Below are 19,664 nucleotides of genomic sequence, written 5' to 3'. Positions count from 1 at the left end.
TATACTGAATAACAAGGAAAAACAGGAAAAACGGATGTTCAAATTTATCGTTGTCCGTTTCAAATGGCTGGTTCTGCTGGCCACGGTGCTGAGTGCTATCAGCGCGCTGTCTGGTATCGGCATGCTAAAGATCATTACCATGCAGATCAGTGCCATGACCAGCCAGTCCGCTGCCAGCGCGACACCTTTTGTCTGGTTTTTACTGGCTGTATCAGCGGTATTGCTGTTCGGCCTGATGTCCAGATATCTGCTGGCCAGGCTGGGGGCCCGCGTCGTTTATGAATTCAGGGACTCACTAACCCGCCGTCTGCTGTCAACGCCTTATGCCATCATTGAACGCATCGGCGGGCACCGCATTCTGGCCGCGCTGAAAACCGACGCGGCCAAACTGTCGGAAGGCCTGCTGATTCTGCCGGAGTTCATCTACAGCCTGATCACAGTGGTGCTCTGTCTGAGTTATATGAGTTATCTCTCCGGGCGTCTGTTTCTGGTTTCAACGGCGCTTATCATCCTGCTCGGACTGATCGCCAGCGTCTTCCTTCGTTATGGGTTGCGCCATTTCAAGCACTTACGCCACTATGAAGATACGCTGTTTCAGGGCATGCAGATGATGGTCGACGGCAGCCAGGAACTGAGCATTAATGCCAGACGGCGTCACTTCATTTATGAACGGGTTCTAAAAGCCAATTACCGTGATATCCGCCATCTCAGTGTCCGGGTATCGTTGATCTTTACGATGCTGAACAGTATCGGTTCGACGTTGATTTTTTTTCTGGTCGGCCTGGTGGTATTCGGCTCCAGCCTGTACTTCAAAGACATCCCGACCGACTCGGTCGTCGGCTTCGTACTGGTGATCCTGTATATGATCGACCCGGTGGAAAACGTCGTCAGTTCATTATCCCGTTTCAGCGAATTTACCGTCTCCTACCGTAACGTCGAAGGGCTGCCGCTGGCCCGGGACGAGGCCGACATGGCCTCATCAAGCCACCATTCGCTCTCAGAACGGCTGGCATGGCAGACGCTTAACGTCCGCCAGCTCACCTTTCACTATCAGGCAGATGCAGAGGATCAGTACCGCTTTGGCATCGGCCCGATCGATGCACAGTTCCGGCGTGGGGAAGCGGTCTTTCTGACCGGCGGCAACGGCAGCGGTAAATCGACGTTTGCAAAACTGCTAGTCGGCTTGTACCAGCCGGATCAGGGCCAAATCAGCCTGGATGATGACATCGTGTCTGAGACCATCCCGCTGGCCGAATACCAGCAGGCGTTTTCCACGATTTTCGCGGATTTCTTCCTGTTCGATCACGTTCTGGATGAATGGGGTAACCCCGGTGATGACGCTATGATCCAACGCCATCTGGGTGATATGGAACTGAACAATAAAGTGACCGTCTCCCACGGTCGGCTGTCCTCAACGAACCTCTCCTCCGGGCAGAAAAAACGTCTGGCGCTGATCATGTCTTACTGTGAGAACACACCAATCTGTGTCTTTGACGAGTGGGCAGCAGATCAGGACCCCAGATTCCGTCGGCTGTTTTACACCGAGATCATTCCCCGCCTGAAAGCGCAGAATAAACTAGTGATTGTGATCACCCATGATGACCGTTACTTTCATCTGGCCGATCAGTTGCTCCGGTTTGATGACGGTCAACTGGTCAGAGGGGCACCCTCATCGGCTGGGGGGCGTCCATTGATTGATGGTGGATGTTGATGGCAGGTATTGCGAGCTTTCGCAGCGCAATACCCATATCGTAGTCACTCTGGTGGTCTTGACAGAAAGGGCATTACAGTTTGGCTCATTTATTAACCAGTTACTGGCAAAGGCAATCCCCGTCAGAGGCGACAAATTTAGAAAAGCAGATGTCGAAAGACATCTGCTTTTTGCTTTTTAGCCCCCTTTCAGAAAATCACTTTGACCTTCTCCCTTTGTTCAGTACCGACGTAACGTTGAGTTTCCGGCCTGTCTTCTCCTGAAAAAAGAGGTCATCCGGCATGAGAAAGCCACGACTCACTGAAAAGCAGATCGCTTTTGCCCTGAAAATATCCTGAAGCACTGCTCCATAACAAACAACGGAGAGAAAGAAAGGACATCGTTAAGGATGCATGCGGTCAATGAAAAAACCGTCACCAGAATATAATTATTTAGCGGCGATGAATGACCTCTATTTTCCAAATTTACTCATGGCCTAAGTCAGCTACGGATCACCTCCAACCAACGGGTCACCGTTTCTGTCGTTTTTCTTTCCTGATCGCATTCAATGACCAGCGGTTTTTCTCGCCTGGCTCCCGGCGCCAGGGCAGCCAGAACATCCACGCTGTTGCCAGGACCGTATCCCCCGTGGGTAATAAAAGGAATCAGCATTTTACCCGTCAGGTTGTGCGTACTGAGAAAGGTCTGCACGACGGGTGGAACGGTGGTTCCCCAGATAGGAAAACCTAAATAAATGGTCTGATATACCCGTCATACTTCAAGTTGCAGCTGCGTTGGCTGCCCTCGCTCACCCCAGTCACTTACTTATGTAAGCTCCTGGGGATTCACTCGGTTGCCGCCTTCCCGCAACTTGAATTATTTTGGGTATAGCGCTCGATATTGACGACGCGATTTTTTAATGGCGGTCTTATTCCACGGTCGCGTTCGGTTGTCGCCTGTGCCACGGTCTGAAAATAATCCGCCGGATAAGGGCTCGCCGGCTCAATTTCAAAAAGATCGGTGTTTAGGCTGCGATGAATAACACCCGCTATCACCCGCGTGTTGTTACTTCTGGAAAAATACACCACCAGGGTACGGCTGTTATTTTGATTATTCCCGGAGGCGGCAGCGGCCGGTGACAGCGTGACAGTGGTCAGCGTTAATCCTGCCAGTGCCGTAATTAGCATCCTGCGGGTGGAATCATGTTCGTCAGTCATGGATCATGCCTCCTTAAAAAGTGACGGGTATAAAAGCGAGTTCGTGATATATGGCCGAAAGCGCTATCCCGAAAACATCAATCTTCGACAAAAATACCTAACCGGCCGTTTTCGCTACTCGTGTGGTCAGCACAATTACCGCGCTGATCGCGGTAAACAAGGCGATAATCCAGGCCATCGTCCACGGCGTGCCGTCCCCCAACAGGGCAAGCAGCAAGGAGGAAATAATGCCGCTACCGTACTGTAACGAGCCGATTAATGCCGACGCGGAACCCGCAATATTTGGCACGGTATCAAGCGCGGCGGCGGTCGATGTTGCAGCGATAATGCCGTTCATCGCAAAGAAAACAAACACCGACACCACAATCAGGACCATCCCGCCGATGTTGAGTTTTGTGCCTAACGCAAGAACGAGTGAGGCGGCGGTGGCGATCAGCACGGCAAATTTAAGCAACTTCTCAAGCGGGTAACGTTGAACCAAACGGCGGTTCACTATGCTCATTCCCACCACGCCGACAATATTCAGCGCAAATAACCAGCCGTAATGTTGTGGATCGATACCGAAGTAAGTGATGTAGACAAAGGCTGACCCGGTAATAAAAGCGTAGGCGGCGACATAATAGGCCGTCAGGCACAGGGTGAAGCGCATAAAAGCGGTATTCGTCAGCAGTGCATAATAGTTGCGGAAGGCGCTGGATAAAGAAGCCTTTACTCGTCTGTCTTCGGCTAAGGTTTCAGGCAGCCAATATAATGAAATGAACATGAGCAGGCCAATCACCGCCAGCAGCCAGAAAATCGCGTGCCATGACGTCACTTTGATCAATTGCCCGCCGAGTAGCGGCCCGGCAATCGGCGCAATCGCCATAATGATTATTAGCGTAGAGAGCATTTGCGCGGCCCGGATACGGCTAAATAGATCGCGGATCATCGCGCGAGCCAGCATCGGCCCTGTGCATGCGCCAAGCGCCTGAAAGATACGCCAGAAAACAATTTGCGAAATAGTGGTTGAAAGTGCGCAGCCCACGGAGCCGACGATAAATAGCGCCATACCAATAAACAGCGGCGTCCGGCGACCCCAGTGGTCGCTTAATGGCCCCCAAATCAGCTGTGCGATGCAAAAGCCGATTAAAAAGCCAGTGATGGTCAGTTCCACATCACCCTGTAAATCTTTCCCCATGACTGGCATGGCGGGTAAGTAAATGTCTGTCGATAAAGAAGTAAACGCCATCAGGGCGCTGAGAATGGCAATAAAAAATAGCTCTGAGGTTTTTTTCGATCGCATCTGGAGTTGATTCATACCGGTCATTTAAGCGTAGATTCTGTGCGCTATATTACCGGGATTGAACCCGATGATAATCATGCGCTACAGAATGGCTTTATGAGTAAGACTCATGAATCAGGTATTACTGAGCAGCCACAGGCATCCAGGATAATGACAATGGCGCAATGTTCACGAATTACGTACCCTGCGAATTTAGAATCTGGAGCAAATCCGTCGATCACTGCGCAATAATACTTACACGGAGACTGACTAAATAATACCCCTTATATTCACTCCACATCGAATAGATATATAAGGAGTATTTACTACCTCAACACGGCCCGCTACCAGCCGCAAACGTTAGTTTCCTCGTCTGACTCGTAGCCTCGCACAATATTAATCAGTTCTTTGACGGCATCGGCGGCAATAGCCGGGTCTTTCAGTTCAGAAAGAGCAGCGAAATCTTTATCTACTGACACGCCATTATTTTGATTGGTAACGGTCAGCACAAAATCTTTACCCTTTTGACTTGTTTCCGACAGTTCGTTGATCAGCGCGGCAACTGCCTGAGCGGCGACGTCCGGCACATATAAGGACATGGGTTTCAAAAAAATCTTTTCTTTTTTTTCACTATTGCCACGGTTAGTTATCGCTAAGGAATACCCTTTATTTTCGCTTTCCATTATTAACACCTCAGCCTTCGATCAAAATTTTAGGATCGACATAAAAATCAACGTTGAATAGCGTATCATCAGATAATGCTTCTATTCGGTGCCATTTTTCGGGCGGGAATACACCAAACTGCCCGGCCTCTATCGTCAACGTGTCAACAGGATCAGGGCTTGTCTCATCAGCGTAACCATAATAACGGATAGCCCCTTGCATCACGCATAAACGCGGGTAAACGCCCTGGCGGGTACCCGCATCCAGGTGCCGCTGCCAAATAGACGCCGGCGCAGTATCCCTGGTCCAAAAAGGCGTTGTACGCGTATGAATATAATTAGCTGGTATTACGATTCGTTGCATGTTTTAACCTCATTTTTCCCAGTTTTAAAAAGGTGGGAGGATAAAGCAATATGATGCATATCATATACCTCTTTTCAGGTTTGTGGATTATTTTTTCCTCTCTATTTTTCACTGCGGCGCAACACCCACAGCAAGCCCATGATGCAGTATATAAATGTGCTGCAGCTCGGCTACCCATATCACCAGCAAGCCAAAAGGAATAGTTACACCCCAAAACCGTCACATTACGTGAACAGGAGTTTTTTATGCAGATAACCAACAAACGTATTAACATATAGCACGTATACCCCGTAAATACTCAATTGTGGTTATTGTTAAAGACAAGCAGGAAGAGTAGAAATGGGCGCCATGTAAGTCTTCAAATAATGGGTTCTATGCTGAAATGAAGAAAAATGTGAAGTTAAATTCATTTTATTACGGCTTCCCGGTTTTTCTTGTCACCACGACAGACAGCCGTAACGGGAATACCAATATCGCCCCCGTATCCTCGTCGATCTCTCTTGGCGATAAAATTATTATCGGGGTCAGCAAAGGCAGCAAGACACACAGCAACCTAATATCGGGGTCCGATGCGGTCATAAATATCCCTGATTCTACGCTTTGGGAAAAAGTGGAGGAAATCGGTAAGCTGACTGGTGGAGATACATTATCTGAAAGCCAAATCAAATGGGGCGTTCAGGTATGTCACGATAAATTCGCCAGAACCGGGCTTCATACTGAAGAATCAGCCGGAATTGCACCACCGCGCGTAGTTGAATGCCCAATTCAGGCGGAGTGCAAAACAGTAAGCACGACGGACAAAGGGCGTTTTATACTTGTTGAGCTTGATATTCTGAATATCTGGGTAGAAAGCCATCTATTGGGTCACAACGATGCCATCGACTCGTCAAAGTGGAAGCCGTTGATATATAACTTCCGCGAGTACGATACCACTGGCGATGCGTTAGGCTTTAATTTTAAATACGGTCACTAACCATAGACAGAGCGCCAGCCCTGTATTAAATAGGGTTCAGAAAAATAGGTTATTGTTAATCCGGCACGGTTTCGGCATCACGACATGCCTCCTGCTCAAAATGCAGTGAAGCACTGCAGATAAATACGATCGGTTACGCCACCGTCGTATTTATCTGCTGACCTTTATGGCACGTTACCCGACCAGACGCTATCAATGCCGCGCGCTGGTCGGGGATATTCCGTCAGGAAATAAACTTCACGCCTTGCTTTAATACGATGTCACACGCCTTGGCTTTGACTTTTTCCGCCAGCGGGGTATTACCCAACGTGCTCAGGTTTACCTGTTTCCCCTCCCCCGTATTCAGCAAGCCGGCCAACCCTTGCACATAATCGGTCTGTTTCTGCTGCTCCTGTTGAGAGCTCAGGCCCAGCTTATTCAGCAACTGGTTTTTGACATTTTCGGTGTTTGTCGCCGAAACCAGCTTCTGTTTCAGGCAATATTGCAGGATACCCGCCGCATTGTTCATGCTGCCGGCGCTCAGCGACTGAGTTTCGCCATTAAGCAAGCCGGTCAGCCCACTCAGGTTGCCGGATGAAGCGCCGTTCTGGCTTAACTGGCTGGCCGCGCTGGAAAGGGAATCCTGCCAGCCTGCCGCCTGAACGTAACTCGCTGCCGCCATCAGAGCGGCCACACCCACGATGTTCACTGCACGTTTGATTAATGTCATAACACACTTACTCTTTTGTGATCGAAAACTGCGATGCAGTATACCTTCGCAGCCATCAGGCACCATCCGATAAAACCGAAATCACCCTAATGAAGACAGCGTCATGATTTACACGCCACCATGACGCGCTCTTCTCACGGGCATGACTTCGGTTTAATGATTACCCCATTCATGGTTTTCGCCATTCGGCACGCCGACGCCGGCTCCATGCACATTACACATTGCACATCATCACGACCATTCATTACTGCACGGTGTTGCGCATTTCAATCGACTGAGAAACCGTGTGCAGTAAATCCGGTATATCCATCTTAGGTAACACCACTTCGATAAACGACAGGCGATGTTCCCCATCAATGTCGGCCAGAACCTGAGCCAGTTGGTCTGGCGTGCGGGTTTGTTTGATGAACACCTTATCGCTGTCACAGCCAAGCGCTATCGGGAGCTGCGTCCAGTTCCAGGCCGCGATGTCGTTATAGCGTTGTTCCGGGCCGTGTATCGCTCGCTCGACGGTATAGCCCTGATTATTCAGTACCAACACCACCATGCTGAGTTCGTCGCGAATAATCGAACCGAGTTCCTGCACGGTAAGCTGGAGAGAGCCGTCGCCAATCAGCAGGATGACCCGGTGATCGGGAGAGGCGGTCTTGGCGCCAAGCGCGGCGGGCAACGTGTAGCCGATCGATCCCCATAAAGGCTGGGCAATAAACTGACACTCCTGCGGCAACGTGAGCATCGCCGCCCCGAAGCAGGAGGTTCCCTGTTCGGCCACAATGATGTCGCCAGGACGAATGAAATGCTGAATTTGCCGCCAGAACTCGCGTTGGTCCAGGAAGTTTTTATCTTGCGGCGCAGGCAGTGCCGGCGGCGTAATAAAACCGGGGTTCCAGCGGGCCGCTTGCGCCGCGGTGATCGTTTCCAGCGCGTCAATCGCCTTTAGCATCGGGACGGCGGGAAACGTCTGATTCCCTACCCGCGCGAACGTCGGCTGAATATCAATGTTTTTTCCCGCGGGAATCCGGTGGCTGAACCCGGCGGTAATGGAATCGACAAACAGAACGCCGACGCTGATGATGACGTCGGCGTCTTCAATACGCGACCTGACGCTCTCACTGCTGCCGCTCCCGGCATAGGTGCCGATAAAGCTCGGATGCTGTTCATTCAACGTGCCTTTCCCCATTAGCAAAGTTGAATGTGGTAGCGGCACACGTTCCAGCCAGCGCTGTAAGGCTGCCGCTGCGCCAAAGCGCTGCGCCAGAAAATCCGCGAGCAACGAAACCGTCCCCGCGTTTTCCAGCAGCGCGGTTGCCGCCGCGCTGAACGCGTTCAGCGAAGCCTGATCGCACCAGGGGTCTGGCAGAGCCAGCGGAGAGGGCCGATCGTCGGTTGGCGCCGCAGCCACGTCCAACGGCAAAAACAAATAGACCGGACGGCGAAGCGTGAGCGCCGCGCTAACAACCCGATCGATTTCTGCCGTAGCGTTGTCGACGGTCAGGCTGGCGCTGGCTGTGGTCACCTCGGTCGCCATGCGCAGAAAGTGGCTGAAGTCGCCATCCCCCAACGTATGGTGCATGCGTTCGCCTTTTTGTTGCGACTGTTGTCTGGGCGCCGCCGCGATATGAATGACGGGAACGTATTCGGCATAACTGCCGGCAATACCGTTAATCGCGCTTAATTCGCCGACGCCGAACGTCGTCAGCAATGCCGCGGCGGATTTGCAGCGGGCGTAGCCATCGGCGGCATAAGCGGCATTGAGTTCATTGGCGCAACCTACCCAGGAAATAGCGGGATGGCTGATGACATGATCAAGAAATTGCAAATTGTAATCACCGGGAACGCCAAAAAGATGCTGAATACCGCTCTGCGCCAGACGATCTAATAAATAATCGCCAATTGTATAGTTTCTATTCGTCACGTTACTTTCTCCATGTTGCTCGTCCTATTTACTGGAAAGTATTAACGATCAGATAAAAACTTCTCATATTTTTATTGAATGAGATGAATAAAATACGCCAAACAGCGAATTTCATGTGGTTCAAAAATTCACACTGTGAATTATTTTAAATAAAAACAAAAACATGGCTATACGCAATGGTATTGATGGCGAAAACGGTTAGACACAGAGGGTATATATTGACACGCCTTTACTGTTACCCATCTATTAATTAGTCATCACCCGGTCATTTCCGCCAACTGCAATGCCATTCCCCAGAGGAATGATACTGCTTTAGTGTTTATACCCGTCATACTTCAAGTTGCAGGTGCGTTGGCTTTCCTGCAACTTGAATTATTTAGGGTGTATCTTTTATTTGCGATCAAACGGAACATAATATTCCACTTCAAAATAGTCTTTATCTATCTCACCTTGCGCATCTTTCCTGCAACGGATGATTTCCAGATCGCCGCCATTCATACGGGTATAAGAACGGCCGGGTAAAATATGCTGGTAAATCGTTTTCAAAAACAACGTATATTCCTCTACATCCCCGGAAAACAGAAAGCGTAAATAGCGCTCCGTCTCGACCGGCGTCTGCCTGTAATCATTATCAGCATCGCCGTTATTATACGGGTCGACGGCGCTAATATGGTATTCCATTCGCACATGGCGATTAACCCGATTCGCGTCCGGAATAAAGGTTGAAAAAGAATAGATAACCACCTCCGGGCCACTATATCGACGGCTGGTCTGCTCCCACAGCTTTATTCTTTGCGGAATATCGCTTGCCGAAATAAAGTCATCAATACTTTGGGTATGCTCAAAAAAGTAGGTATTAGCCGGTCTGGCGGGTAAATCAACCACTTCAGGAATCGGCAGCCAGTCCACGCTAGCGTCTAATGACGGTTGCAAGCCGGAGAAATCCCAACGTAAAGCTTTACGATAATGCCCGGGCGACATCCCGAAATGTTTTTTAAAGGTACGGGTAAATGACTGCTGGGAATCAAAACAATAACGTAACGCCACGTCCTGAATGGTTTGGTTGGTCAGCTTTAATTCGACCGCCGCTCTGCTCAACCGCCGGCTGCGAATATACGACCCCAGCGAAACGCCGGTTTCTTTCTTGAATATGCGTTGCAAATGCCATTTGCTGTAGCCCGACTTCGCGGTGACGTCATTGATCATCAGCGGGCTTTCAAGATGGTTCTCTATCCAGCCAATTAGATCGGCGGTAAATCTCATCATGGACGGCATCGTGGATAACAACATGGCAGAACCCCCTTGCTGAACATCAGAAACATCGAAACACGCGCCGATGACGAACCTGCATCGGCATTAATTTACCCATCGGCCACGCCGCGGGCTAATGCCCGGCGGCGGCCGGCCCTGTTTTGGTAAACGGCGGTCTGGCGAACCAGATGATCACCACCAGCCCCATAAACCCCCAGCCCAGCAGATGGAAATAGTCGATGGTGGATGCCATCCACGCCTGCTGCTGCACGGTTTTGTCCAGCTGCGCCAGCGTGGTCTGACTGATGCCGCCCATCTGATTGAGGTAATCCACCGCCGCCGGGTTGTAGACGGAAACGCTTTCGCTCAGCACCGCGTGGTGATAGATCTCGCGATGCGACCAGATCCAGGTGGTGAGCGACGACGCAAAACTGCCGCCCAGCACGCGCAGAAAGGTCGCCAGTCCGGAACCTTCCGCCACATCCTTGCCGTGCAGGCTCGACAGCAAAATGGAGGTCAGCGGCACAAAGAAAAACGCCACGCCAATCCCCATAAACAGCTGTACGCCGGCCACCGTAATGAAATCGACGTCGATGGTGAACTGGGCGCGCATCAGGCACGACAGCCCCATGATCACAAACGACAACGTGGCGAGCAGGCGCAAGTCGACCCGGTTACCGTAACGGCCGATAAGCGGCGTGAGCAGCATCGGCAACATCCCCATCGGCGCGGCCGCCAGCCCTGCCCAGGTCGAGGTGTATCCCATCCAGGTTTGCAGCCACTGGGGCAAAATCACATTGATGGCGAAAAACGCGGCGTAGCCGAACATCAGCGACAGCGTGCCGATAGTGAAATTTCGATCGGCAAACAGCCTCAGGTTGACCAGCGGGTCGCGCTCTCCCAACTCCCAGAGCACAAAGGACACCAGCGCGATGGCGGAAATCACGGACATCGTCACGATATCCGGGGAAGCAAACCAGTCCAGGTCGTTGCCTTTATCCAGCACCACCTGCAACAGGCCGACGCCGAGAACCAACAGGCCGATGCCGACGTAGTCGACGCGGGCGCGCTCCGTCGTGTCCTGCCAGTCGCGCAGTTGCGCCATCACCACCCCGGCGGCGAACAGGCCGATCGGCACGTTGATATAAAAAATCCACGGCCAGGCGTAATTATCGGTGATCCACCCGCCGGTAATCGGACCGACAATCGGCCCCACCACCGTCACCATCGCCAGTAACGCCAGCGCCATGTTGCGGCGCGAGGGCGGGAAAATCATCAGCAGCAGCGTCTGACACATGGGGTACATCGGCCCGGCGAAAAAGCCCTGCAAGGCCCGGAAAACAATCAGTTCCGTCATACTGCGCGAGAAGCCGCACAGAAAAGAGGCCAGGCTGAACAGCAGCACCGAAACGATAAACAACCGCCGTTGACCGACGATGCGCGCAAGCCAGCCGGTCAGCGGCAGAGAAATGGCGTTGCACACGGCGAACGACGTAATCACCCAGGTACTCTGATCCGAACTGACGCCGAGGTTGCCGGCAATCGTCGGCAGCGACACGTTGGCGATGGTGGAATCCAGCACCTGCATGAAGGTCGCCAGCGATATCGCCAGCGTCGCCAGCCCCGGATTCGGCGGCGTAAAAGCGGCTTTATCGTTCATCACCGGCGCCTTAGCCACGCGAGCTCGTCAATGGCTGACTGTTGTCGCGAAGAATTTTCGCCACCAGTTTGTCAGCCTGTCGGAGCGGATCGTCGTATACATCGGTGCGATAGCGCGGCGCACCGATCGGTGCGGCCGGCAGCAGTTCGCCCTGCGTATTGTGCAGATCTACGCTAGCCAGCATCGACAGGCCGATACGCAGCGGGCGCTGTTTCAATCCTTCCGGGTCCAACGCGATGCGCACCGGCAGACGCTGCACGATCTTAATCCAGTTGCCGCTGGCGTTCTGCGCCGGCAGCAGCGAGAACGCGCTGCCGGTGCCGATCCCCAGACTCTGAATGGTGCCGTGGTATACCATTTTGTCGCCATAGATATCCGCCGTCAGGGTCACCGGCTGTCCCAGCCGCATTTGCAGCATCTGGCTTTCCTTGAAATTGGCGTCCACCCATACCTGATCGAGCGGTACGATCGTCATCAGGGTCGCGCCGGAACTGACGCGCATCCCGACCTGAACCGCACGTTTGGCGACATAGCCGCTGACCGGCGCGACGATAGCGCTGCGCGCCCAGTCCAGATATTTACTGCGCAGATCCGCCACCGCGTTTTTAATGTCGGGATGGTCGTCCAGCACGGTGTTATCGACCATCGCCTGATTGGTGCGCAACGCCTGCTCGGCCGCATCCAGCGCGCTGCGGGCGCTGTTGACCGCATCCTGATAATGCGCCAGATCCTCGGCGGAAATGGCGCCCTTCGCCACCAGCCCTTTGCGGCGGTTATAGTCGCCAATCGCCTGTTGCAGCGCCACCTGTCTGGACGCGACCTGCGCCTGATAGTTATCAACGGTGCTATACAGGCCGCGCACCTGACGCACGGCGCTGGCCAGTTGCGCTTCCGATTGCTGCAACGCGATGAGGGTATCGTTTGGGCTGAGCTGCACCAGCAACTGCCCTTTTTCCACATAGTCGCCGTCGTCCACGCTAACCTGGGTCACAGTGCCGCCGACCTGCGGCGTCAGGGTGATCAGGTTGCCGCCCACATAGGCATTGTCGGTAGTTTCGTAAAAGCGCAGGTAAAGCTGGTAATAGACAGCGCCGCCTGCCGCGGCCAGCAGCAACACCAGCAGCAGGATGGCGAATTGACGTTTACGACGGCCGTTGCGCGGCGCCGATGGCGTGGAGGTGGTATCCATGAAAGTCGTGGCCTTTATTATTGTGGGAAGGTTAAGTGAGGGGAATAACGTGCGATCACGTCATCCGGCAACATCTTGGTAAGCAGTTGCATCAGCTGTTCCGCTTCCTGATGCGTCAGGCGCTCAGTGGTTTGCGCCAGTACAATCCGCATCCCCTCCTGCTCGAAATGCTGGCAGATCGCCTGCCCTTTTTCGGTCAGCGCCAGAATCACCTGACGTTTGTCGCAGGGGTGAGGCTGCCGCAAAATCAGCTCCCGCTTCACCATCCGCTCAACCATGCGGCTAAGCGCGCCGCCGTCCATCATCACGTTTTTGCTCACATCCACCGGGCTGGTGAAGCCTTTATAGATACTGATCAAGACTTTGAATTGGGGCGCAGTGATGTCGCTGTCGGCAAAATAGTCATTCAGCAGGTTATCTTTGAACTGGTTTGCCAGATGGATCAGCAAGCCAATCGGGTAAAGCGTTTCATTGACGGTGTTGTTCATTGCACAAGAACCTGACTAGGCATTAATTTAAAATGAAATTAATGCCTAGTCAGTAAAATGTCAATATCGATTCTTATTCACGCACGATCTGCTCCCCGGAGCGCCATCGCGGCGTTCCGAAGCGGCGATGTCCGGTCCGGTGATTCTCTGGCAGGGTAATTCTCTGGCAGGCGAGTCGTGGCGCTGCCGGCGTGAAGCCGTCATGCGGCAGGCATAACGCCATCGCGCGCTAGCGAAATGTCATGACCGCTTGCAGCAGCGATGTTGAGTATGGATGGGAAACCGTGGATAAATCGTTAACGGCGCAGGCTTCAACGATTTCGCCCTCGCGGAAAAACATCACTTTATTGCACAGGTACGCCGCCGCCTGAATATCATGCGTAATAAACAGGCAGGAAAGGTTAAACCGCTTTTTCAGGTCGATAAGCAGATCCAGAATCTGCACCTGTGAGGACACATCCAGCGCGCTGATGGCTTCATCCAGAATCAGCAGTTGCGGATGTGTCGCCACCGCCCGGCAAATACAGACGCGCTGAATCTGGCCGCCCGACAATTCATGGACGTAACGCCCGCTGAATTCCGGCGCTAACCCAGCCAACGCTAATAATTCGGTTATGCGGCGATCCCGCCCGGCCCGACCGGTGGTTTTCTGCAACATCAGCGGTTCGGACAACGCCTGATACACCGTCATCAGCGGATTAATCGACGACGTATAATCCTGAAACACGGCGCTAATGCGGCGCCTTCTGTTTTCGGGGCAGAAGACCGGCTCGCCCGCCAACAATACTGTCCCCCGATCGGGCCGTTCCAGCCCGCTAATCAGGCGAGCCAGCGTACTTTTTCCGCCGCCGCTTTCGCCGATAACGCCAAGACAATCGCCGTGCTCAAGCGAGAACGAGACATTTTTTATCACCGTGCGTTTTCTTTTCGAGAAAAAATGTCCGCGGTTTTCCCAATAGCTTTTTTCAACCTGCCGAACCTCAAGCAACATGCGTCATTTCCCCATCATCTGATTGAAAGCCAGACTGAGTCGTCTGCGGGTATCAATCAGGCCGCGCGTATAATCCTGTTCGGGGTGGGCGAATACCCGTTCGGTTTCCCCCTGTTCAACGATCCGGCCGTCTTTCATCACCACCACATACTGCGCCAGCGCCCTGACCAGCGCCAGGTCATGAGAGGCGAACAGCATGGCGCTATGACTGCGTTTTTGCAGGCGGATAAACTGCTGCATGATTTGATACTGGGTAATGCTGTCAAGCGAGGTGGTCGGTTCATCCGCAATAATCAACGCCGGTTGCGACGCCAGCGCGATGGCGATCATCACACGTTGCAGCATCCCGCCGGACAGCTGATGGGGATAATTAGCCAGTAATTCGGCCGCATCCCGCAGCCCGACGTTTTCCAGCATCGCTTTCGCGCGGGCCCGGCGCTGCGCGCGCGTTAACGCGGTATGCCGTTTCAGGGTTTCATCAAGATGGTTGCCCACCGTATACAGCGGATCAAACGCGCTGACGGCATCTTGCATGATCAGCGCGATCTGTTTGCCGCGAATGGTCAGCCACGCATTGGACGAGAGACGTTGCAAATCGCGGCCGCGGAAAACCGTTTCGCCGCTGACGCGCAGCCAGGGCGGCAACAAGCCGAGCACACTGCGGCATAACAGGCTTTTTCCGCCCCCGCTCTCCCCCACGACAGCCGTACAGCAACGTTCATGCAGCGTCAGAGTAATATCGTTGAGCAGGAGGCGGCCTTTTCGCGTATCGGCAACCGAGAGCCGGTTAATCTCCAGCAATACCGGCGGCGTCATCGTGGCTCACTCTTCGCGGCGTCTTCGCTGCTGACATAACCGGCAGGATCCAGCGCGTCGCGCAAAAAATCGCCGACCACATGACAGGCGGCGACCACCACGGCAATGGCGATGCCGGCAGGCAACATCTGTGTCGGGTGAGTCAGCATGACGTTTTTCGCCTCGCTGAGCATATTGCCCCATTCCGGCAGCGGCGGCTGGGCGCCCAGCCCCAGAAAAGAGAGCGCGGAGATCATCAGTATCACGCTGCCGATATCCGCGGAAGCCAGAATAACCAGGTCGGCGGCGGCGGCCGGCAATAAGTGCCTGCGCATGACATAGGCGGAAGGCGCGGCAATAACACGCGCGTAATTGACATAGTTTTTACTGCCGTGCCGCAGCGTCATCCCTCTGACCATTCGCGCATACCAGGCCCATTTCGCCAGCACCACCGCCAGAAGGATATTTTGCATGCCCGGCCCGATAATCCCCACGATGGCGAAAATCATCACCTCGCCGGGAAAAGAGAGCATGGCGTCGCAAGCGCGCATCAAAAACCCGTCGATTCTGCCTTGGCAATAGCCGGCGATCAGGCCGACGATGGCGCCGGTCAGCACGGTCAGCATCATGGCCGCCAGGCTATAAAACACCGTGGTTCTCACGCCAAAGACCAGACGCGAAAACACACACCGGCCCAGATTGTCCGTACCAAGCGGATAGAGCAGACTGACGCCCTGATATTTATGCCTGACCGACGTCAACGCCGGATCATGCGGAGCGATGTACGGGGCGAAGACGCCGAAAATCAACACCGTCAACAGCAACAGACAACACAGCAAAGCCAGTCGATCCTGCGCTATTTTTTTTCCGATATTCCACGCCATGCTCAACGTTCCCCCCTGATGCGCGGGTCAAATTTGACCTGCAACACGTCGGTCAAAAAATTGAACCCCAGGAACAGCAGCGCCATCAGCAGCATGTAGGCTTGAATCATCGGATAGTCACGATTGAAGATAGCGGAAAGGCACAAGCGGCCGACGCCGGGCCAGGCAAAGATATTTTCGATCACCACCGTGCCGGCAATGAGTTTCGGAATGCTCATACCTATCGCCACCAGCGCCGCGTGCAGCGAGTTCGCCAGCACATGCTTGCCGATAATCAGCGGCGCAGGCAGCCCTCTCGCTCTGGCGTACAACACGTAATTTTGCTGCAAATTGCCGATCATGCTGCCCCTGATCAGGCGGATATAGGTGCCGATATATCCCAGCATCAACGTACATGACGGCAGAATGACCGATCGTTCGTCCTGCATACCACCGACGGGAAACAGGTCCATGTTGACCGCCAGCCCCCACATCAACAGCAAACCAATCCAGTAATTGGGGATGGCGACCGTCAGGAAAACCACGCTGCGGACCACTTTATCGAACGGGGTATTTTCGGTGACCGCGCAGGCGATGCCCAACGTCAGCGACAGCGTGACGATCATTAACAGCGACACCGCGGCCAGATACAGCGTGGCGGGCAGCGCCTGCATAAATTCATGCCACACCGGCTGTCTGGTGATGAACGAGGTGCCGAAATCAAGGTGCAGTACGTTCCAGAGCCATAATAAATAGCGCTGGAGAAAAGGCCGATCCAGCCCTAACTCATGACGCATCAGTTGCACCGCCGCGTCGGTCGGCACGATGTCATTCACGCGCAAGGCCACTTCGGCCGGGTCGGAAGGCGCCAGATTCAGCAGCGAAAAAGCCAGAAACGACGTCACCACGGCCAGCGGCGCCGTCATGAATAATCGTTTGATGAAATAAGCACGCATCAGATCCATTTTCCTCTGCATTGCCCCGGCGGGGATATCGCTCGGCGATCAGAAATGCATGTTCTCAAAGGGAATCTCATACTGTGATGAGTTAAACGCCACCCCTTTCAGCCTGGGCGAATAGATGGCTTTGGTTCTTGAATAGGTCAACGGGATATACACCGCTTCATCGGTCAGCAAGGTGAATAATTGTGCATAGCGATCCTGACGCTGTTTTTCATCCGACGTCAGCAATATTTCGCCAATCAGGTTATCGATGTCCGGCTTACGGCGTAATCCCTTCTGCGCCTGATAATCCGCATGGGCGGGAATACGGAACGACGAAATATACGAAGCCGGGTCGTAAGGCGTTCCCCATGACAACGAATATTGCAGGTCAAAGTCGCCCGATTTTTGACGGTCCAGAAAAGCCTGCTTTTCTTCCCCCAGAATAGTCAGCTGCACGCCGACTCGCTTCAGGTCATCCTGAATCAGCTCGGCAATTTCCCTTTCCGCCGCATTATTGCGGTTATAGGACAGCATCAGCGCCAGCGCCTTGCCCTGCTTTTCCCGCACCGTTTTTCCCGCGGCCAGATGCCAGCCGGCCGCCTCCAGCAGTGTTCCGGCCTGCTGCGGATTAAACCGATAAACCGGCAAATCGATATCACAATAGGGCACCCGGCGGGACAGCAGGGTATCGGCAACGCTCTCGCTATTGCCCATAATCCCGGTGGCGATCGCCGCTTTATCAATCGCGTACTGCAACGCCTGACGCACCGCTTTATCCCCGGTGATGGGACGACCGCTGTTCAGCACCAGCGCGCGCGAGGCGACCGGCGGGCTCATCAACGTCTGGTATTTTCCCGAGGCCTGAAGCGCGGCGAAGCTGTCCATATCCAGCATATCGCCGTCGGCGCCGAAAATGAGCTGGACCGTTTCTTTTTGCAACGCCATCAGCATGGACTGCCGATCGGGTATCACCCGCCACACGACGCTATCAAGACGCGGCCGGGTTCCCCAGTAATCGGGGTTGGCGACAAACCGCGCATATTGATTAGGTTTATGCTCCGCCAGCACCCAGGGGCCGGTTCCTACATAACCGGTTATCCCGTCTTTGGTTTTGCCGCCGATAAACGTTTTGGGCGACACAAAGCGGAACGGTCTGGTCAGCCCCAATTCGATTAGCGTCGGGTAATAAGGATTTTTAAGCGTGATTTCGACGCGGTAACGGTCCAGCGCGGTGACCTTATCGATCTGCTGCACCAGTTCAAGCCAGGCATGGCGCTGATAATTGTCCAGCACCGCGTCAATATTCTGTTTGACGGCATCGGCCGTCAACGGCTCGCCATCGGTAAACCGAACATCGCGGCGTAGATTGAAAATATACTGTTTGCCATCGGGAGATATCGTCCAGCTTTCCGCCAGCCAGGGTTTCACCCCTTCCGGGGTATTAATCACCAGCGATTCAAACACCATATTCTGGGCGGCCATTTCGCCGGCGTAGAGATGAGGATTAATATCACGAATATCTTTGGTGCTGGCGTACGTCAGTTGATTATCAGCAGCGCCGGCGCACACCGAAAACATGCCGGAGAACAGGCACAGTATGAGCGCCGCCAGTGTTATTGGCCGTATTCTAAACATGACTTTCACCCTGAAAAAATAAACAAGAAACGCCAACGCGCCTGCCGCTTGAACTGCAACGGGTGTAATCGCTTATTTTTCCGCAACAACCATAAACATCGGCGTAGACGCGTAATTAATTTTCTCTTCGTCATCCCATAGGTTTTCAGCAATATTTTCATCGATGAAAACCTGATTAAAACCGCACGCCAACAGGGTATGCCGATCCCACTCCGGGCGTATTTCCCGGCTCAACGGCAGCGCTCTGGCAATATTCTCCATCGCTACCGTGTCCGTGTTCGCATAGTGGTCATTAATCTTCAGACGGCGAGCATTTTGTCGATCGCGCAAATAGCCGTCACGCGCGTCGGCATTAAACAGATGCGCGTACCAATTGGCATCGAAATTAATCAAACGACCGCCGGGCGCTAATACCCGCCGCCACTCCTGATAGGCGGCTAGCGGTTGTTTCAGATTCCAGGTGACATTGCGCGTTACCAGCATATCGAAATGATTATCGGGAAATGGCAGCGTATGCACATCCGCCGCCGCTAATCTGATGTCGACGCCATAATAATCGGCATTATTTTGGGCCTGCGCCAGCATGGCGGGCGTTGCGTCCACCGCGGTAACGCGATGCCCCGCCATCGCCAGCGTGACGGCGAAAAAACCCGGCCCGGTGCCGACGTCCAGTATCGTTAATACCGGCTTTTTCGGAGCGTGGTGTAAAATAACGTTCTGCCATAACAAGCGTTTGTCGCCGGTTAGTTCAGCGACATTAACATCATTATATCCTTCCGCCCTTTTGCTCCAGTAATGCTTTACCTCATTGAGTAAATCATTATTGAGTAAACCATCACACGTAATATCATCCGTTAATAGTGTCACGACAGGTAGCCCTATTATTACGACAAGTGAACCTAAACCAGAAAAAACCTGCGACCGCATTCCGCCTTTATTCAATATTCAATGACGCCATACGCGGGGAACACGTTTTATACCCTAAATAATTCGAGTTGCAGGAAGGCGGCAACCGAGTGAATTCCCAGGAGCTTACATAAGTAAGTGACTGGGGTGA

General features: G+C 53.3%; 18 protein-coding genes and 1 pseudogene. 2 read left to right on the top strand and 17 right to left on the bottom strand.

The window, feature by feature from the left end; all coding sequences use genetic code 11:
- Positions 1-34 precede the first annotated feature (34 nt).
- On the top strand, positions 35-1,711 hold the full coding sequence (locus DXX3274_RS07930) for a cyclic peptide export ABC transporter (protein ID WP_042859338.1): 1,677 nt from the start codon (positions 35-37) through the stop codon (positions 1,709-1,711).
- A 480-nt stretch (positions 1,712-2,191) separates the two neighbouring features.
- Here DXX3274_RS07930 and DXX3274_RS07920 read toward each other — a convergent pair.
- From DXX3274_RS07920 to DXX3274_RS07900, 5 genes and pseudogenes are all read right to left on the bottom strand, one after another.
- Positions 2,192-2,455 (bottom strand): annotated as a pseudogene (locus DXX3274_RS07920) (flavodoxin); the annotation flags it as partial.
- A gap of 80 nt (positions 2,456-2,535) precedes the next feature.
- Positions 2,536-2,907, bottom strand: a complete 372-nt coding sequence (locus DXX3274_RS07915) for a flavodoxin (protein WP_084478732.1) — start codon at positions 2,905-2,907, stop codon at positions 2,536-2,538.
- A 97-nt stretch (positions 2,908-3,004) separates the two neighbouring features.
- Positions 3,005-4,204 carry a multidrug effflux MFS transporter gene (locus DXX3274_RS07910; RefSeq protein WP_042861952.1) on the bottom strand — a complete coding sequence of 400 codons (1,200 nt, stop codon included), beginning with the start codon at positions 4,202-4,204 and terminating at the stop codon, positions 3,005-3,007.
- 308 nt (positions 4,205-4,512) lie between these two features.
- Positions 4,513-4,851, bottom strand: a complete 339-nt coding sequence (locus DXX3274_RS07905) for a DUF1869 domain-containing protein (RefSeq protein ID WP_042859336.1) — start codon at positions 4,849-4,851, stop codon at positions 4,513-4,515.
- Between the two features lie 10 nt (positions 4,852-4,861).
- Positions 4,862-5,194: a DUF1971 domain-containing protein gene (locus DXX3274_RS07900; protein WP_042859335.1), complete on the bottom strand. Its 333-nt coding sequence runs from the start codon at positions 5,192-5,194 to the stop codon at positions 4,862-4,864.
- A gap of 382 nt (positions 5,195-5,576) precedes the next feature.
- Between DXX3274_RS07900 and DXX3274_RS07895 the strand changes: the two genes are divergently transcribed.
- A complete protein-coding gene (locus DXX3274_RS07895) occupies positions 5,577-6,167 on the top strand; it encodes a flavin reductase family protein (protein WP_042859334.1) in 591 nt (196 codons plus the stop codon).
- Positions 6,168-6,390: 223 nt separating this feature from the next.
- Here the strand turns inward: DXX3274_RS07895 and DXX3274_RS07890 are convergent, their stop codons facing one another.
- From DXX3274_RS07890 to DXX3274_RS07835, 12 genes are all read right to left on the bottom strand, one after another.
- The gene (locus DXX3274_RS07890; RefSeq protein WP_042859333.1) at positions 6,391-6,876 is read right to left on the bottom strand and encodes a DUF2501 domain-containing protein; all 486 of its coding nucleotides are present in this window, start codon (positions 6,874-6,876) and stop codon (positions 6,391-6,393) included.
- A gap of 244 nt (positions 6,877-7,120) precedes the next feature.
- Positions 7,121-8,791 (bottom strand): alpha-keto acid decarboxylase family protein, encoded by a 1,671-nt coding sequence (locus DXX3274_RS07885; protein WP_042859332.1) that lies wholly within the window; start codon positions 8,789-8,791, stop codon positions 7,121-7,123.
- A gap of 390 nt (positions 8,792-9,181) precedes the next feature.
- Positions 9,182-10,081 carry a helix-turn-helix domain-containing protein gene (locus DXX3274_RS07880; protein WP_042859331.1) on the bottom strand — a complete coding sequence of 300 codons (900 nt, stop codon included), beginning with the start codon at positions 10,079-10,081 and terminating at the stop codon, positions 9,182-9,184.
- Between the two features lie 94 nt (positions 10,082-10,175).
- The gene (locus DXX3274_RS07875) at positions 10,176-11,702 is read right to left on the bottom strand and encodes a DHA2 family efflux MFS transporter permease subunit (RefSeq protein ID WP_042859330.1); all 1,527 of its coding nucleotides are present in this window, start codon (positions 11,700-11,702) and stop codon (positions 10,176-10,178) included.
- A 10-nt stretch (positions 11,703-11,712) separates the two neighbouring features.
- On the bottom strand, positions 11,713-12,891 hold the full coding sequence (locus tag DXX3274_RS07870) for an efflux RND transporter periplasmic adaptor subunit (protein ID WP_042859329.1): 1,179 nt from the start codon (positions 12,889-12,891) through the stop codon (positions 11,713-11,715).
- A gap of 17 nt (positions 12,892-12,908) precedes the next feature.
- Entirely contained in the window at positions 12,909-13,379 is a 471-nt protein-coding gene (locus tag DXX3274_RS07865; RefSeq protein ID WP_042859328.1) for a MarR family transcriptional regulator, read from the bottom strand.
- A gap of 229 nt (positions 13,380-13,608) precedes the next feature.
- A complete protein-coding gene (locus DXX3274_RS07860) occupies positions 13,609-14,370 on the bottom strand; it encodes an ABC transporter ATP-binding protein (protein ID WP_042859327.1) in 762 nt (253 codons plus the stop codon).
- A gap of 3 nt (positions 14,371-14,373) precedes the next feature.
- The gene (locus DXX3274_RS07855; RefSeq protein WP_042859324.1) at positions 14,374-15,186 is read right to left on the bottom strand and encodes an ABC transporter ATP-binding protein; all 813 of its coding nucleotides are present in this window, start codon (positions 15,184-15,186) and stop codon (positions 14,374-14,376) included.
- Positions 15,183-16,049, bottom strand: coding sequence for a nickel/cobalt ABC transporter permease (gene opp1C, locus DXX3274_RS07850; RefSeq protein WP_042859323.1), 867 nt, complete (start codon positions 16,047-16,049; stop codon positions 15,183-15,185). The genes DXX3274_RS07855 and opp1C overlap by 4 nt, the downstream gene beginning before the upstream one ends.
- Positions 16,050-16,051: 2 nt before the next feature.
- On the bottom strand, positions 16,052-16,984 hold the full coding sequence (gene opp1B / locus DXX3274_RS07845) for a nickel/cobalt ABC transporter permease (protein WP_042861950.1): 933 nt from the start codon (positions 16,982-16,984) through the stop codon (positions 16,052-16,054).
- A 48-nt stretch (positions 16,985-17,032) separates the two neighbouring features.
- Positions 17,033-18,607 (bottom strand): nickel ABC transporter substrate-binding protein, encoded by a 1,575-nt coding sequence (gene nikA, locus DXX3274_RS07840; protein WP_193747061.1) that lies wholly within the window; start codon positions 18,605-18,607, stop codon positions 17,033-17,035.
- A 72-nt stretch (positions 18,608-18,679) separates the two neighbouring features.
- A complete protein-coding gene (locus tag DXX3274_RS07835) occupies positions 18,680-19,549 on the bottom strand; it encodes a class I SAM-dependent methyltransferase (protein ID WP_371206850.1) in 870 nt (289 codons plus the stop codon).
- Between the last annotated feature and the right edge of the window lie 115 nt (positions 19,550-19,664).

The sequence above is a fragment of the Dickeya sp. NCPPB 3274 genome, from assembly GCF_000406205.1.
GTDB lineage: Bacteria > Pseudomonadota > Gammaproteobacteria > Enterobacterales > Enterobacteriaceae > Dickeya > Dickeya fangzhongdai.
This window is presented reverse-complemented; position numbering and strand designations above follow the sequence as displayed.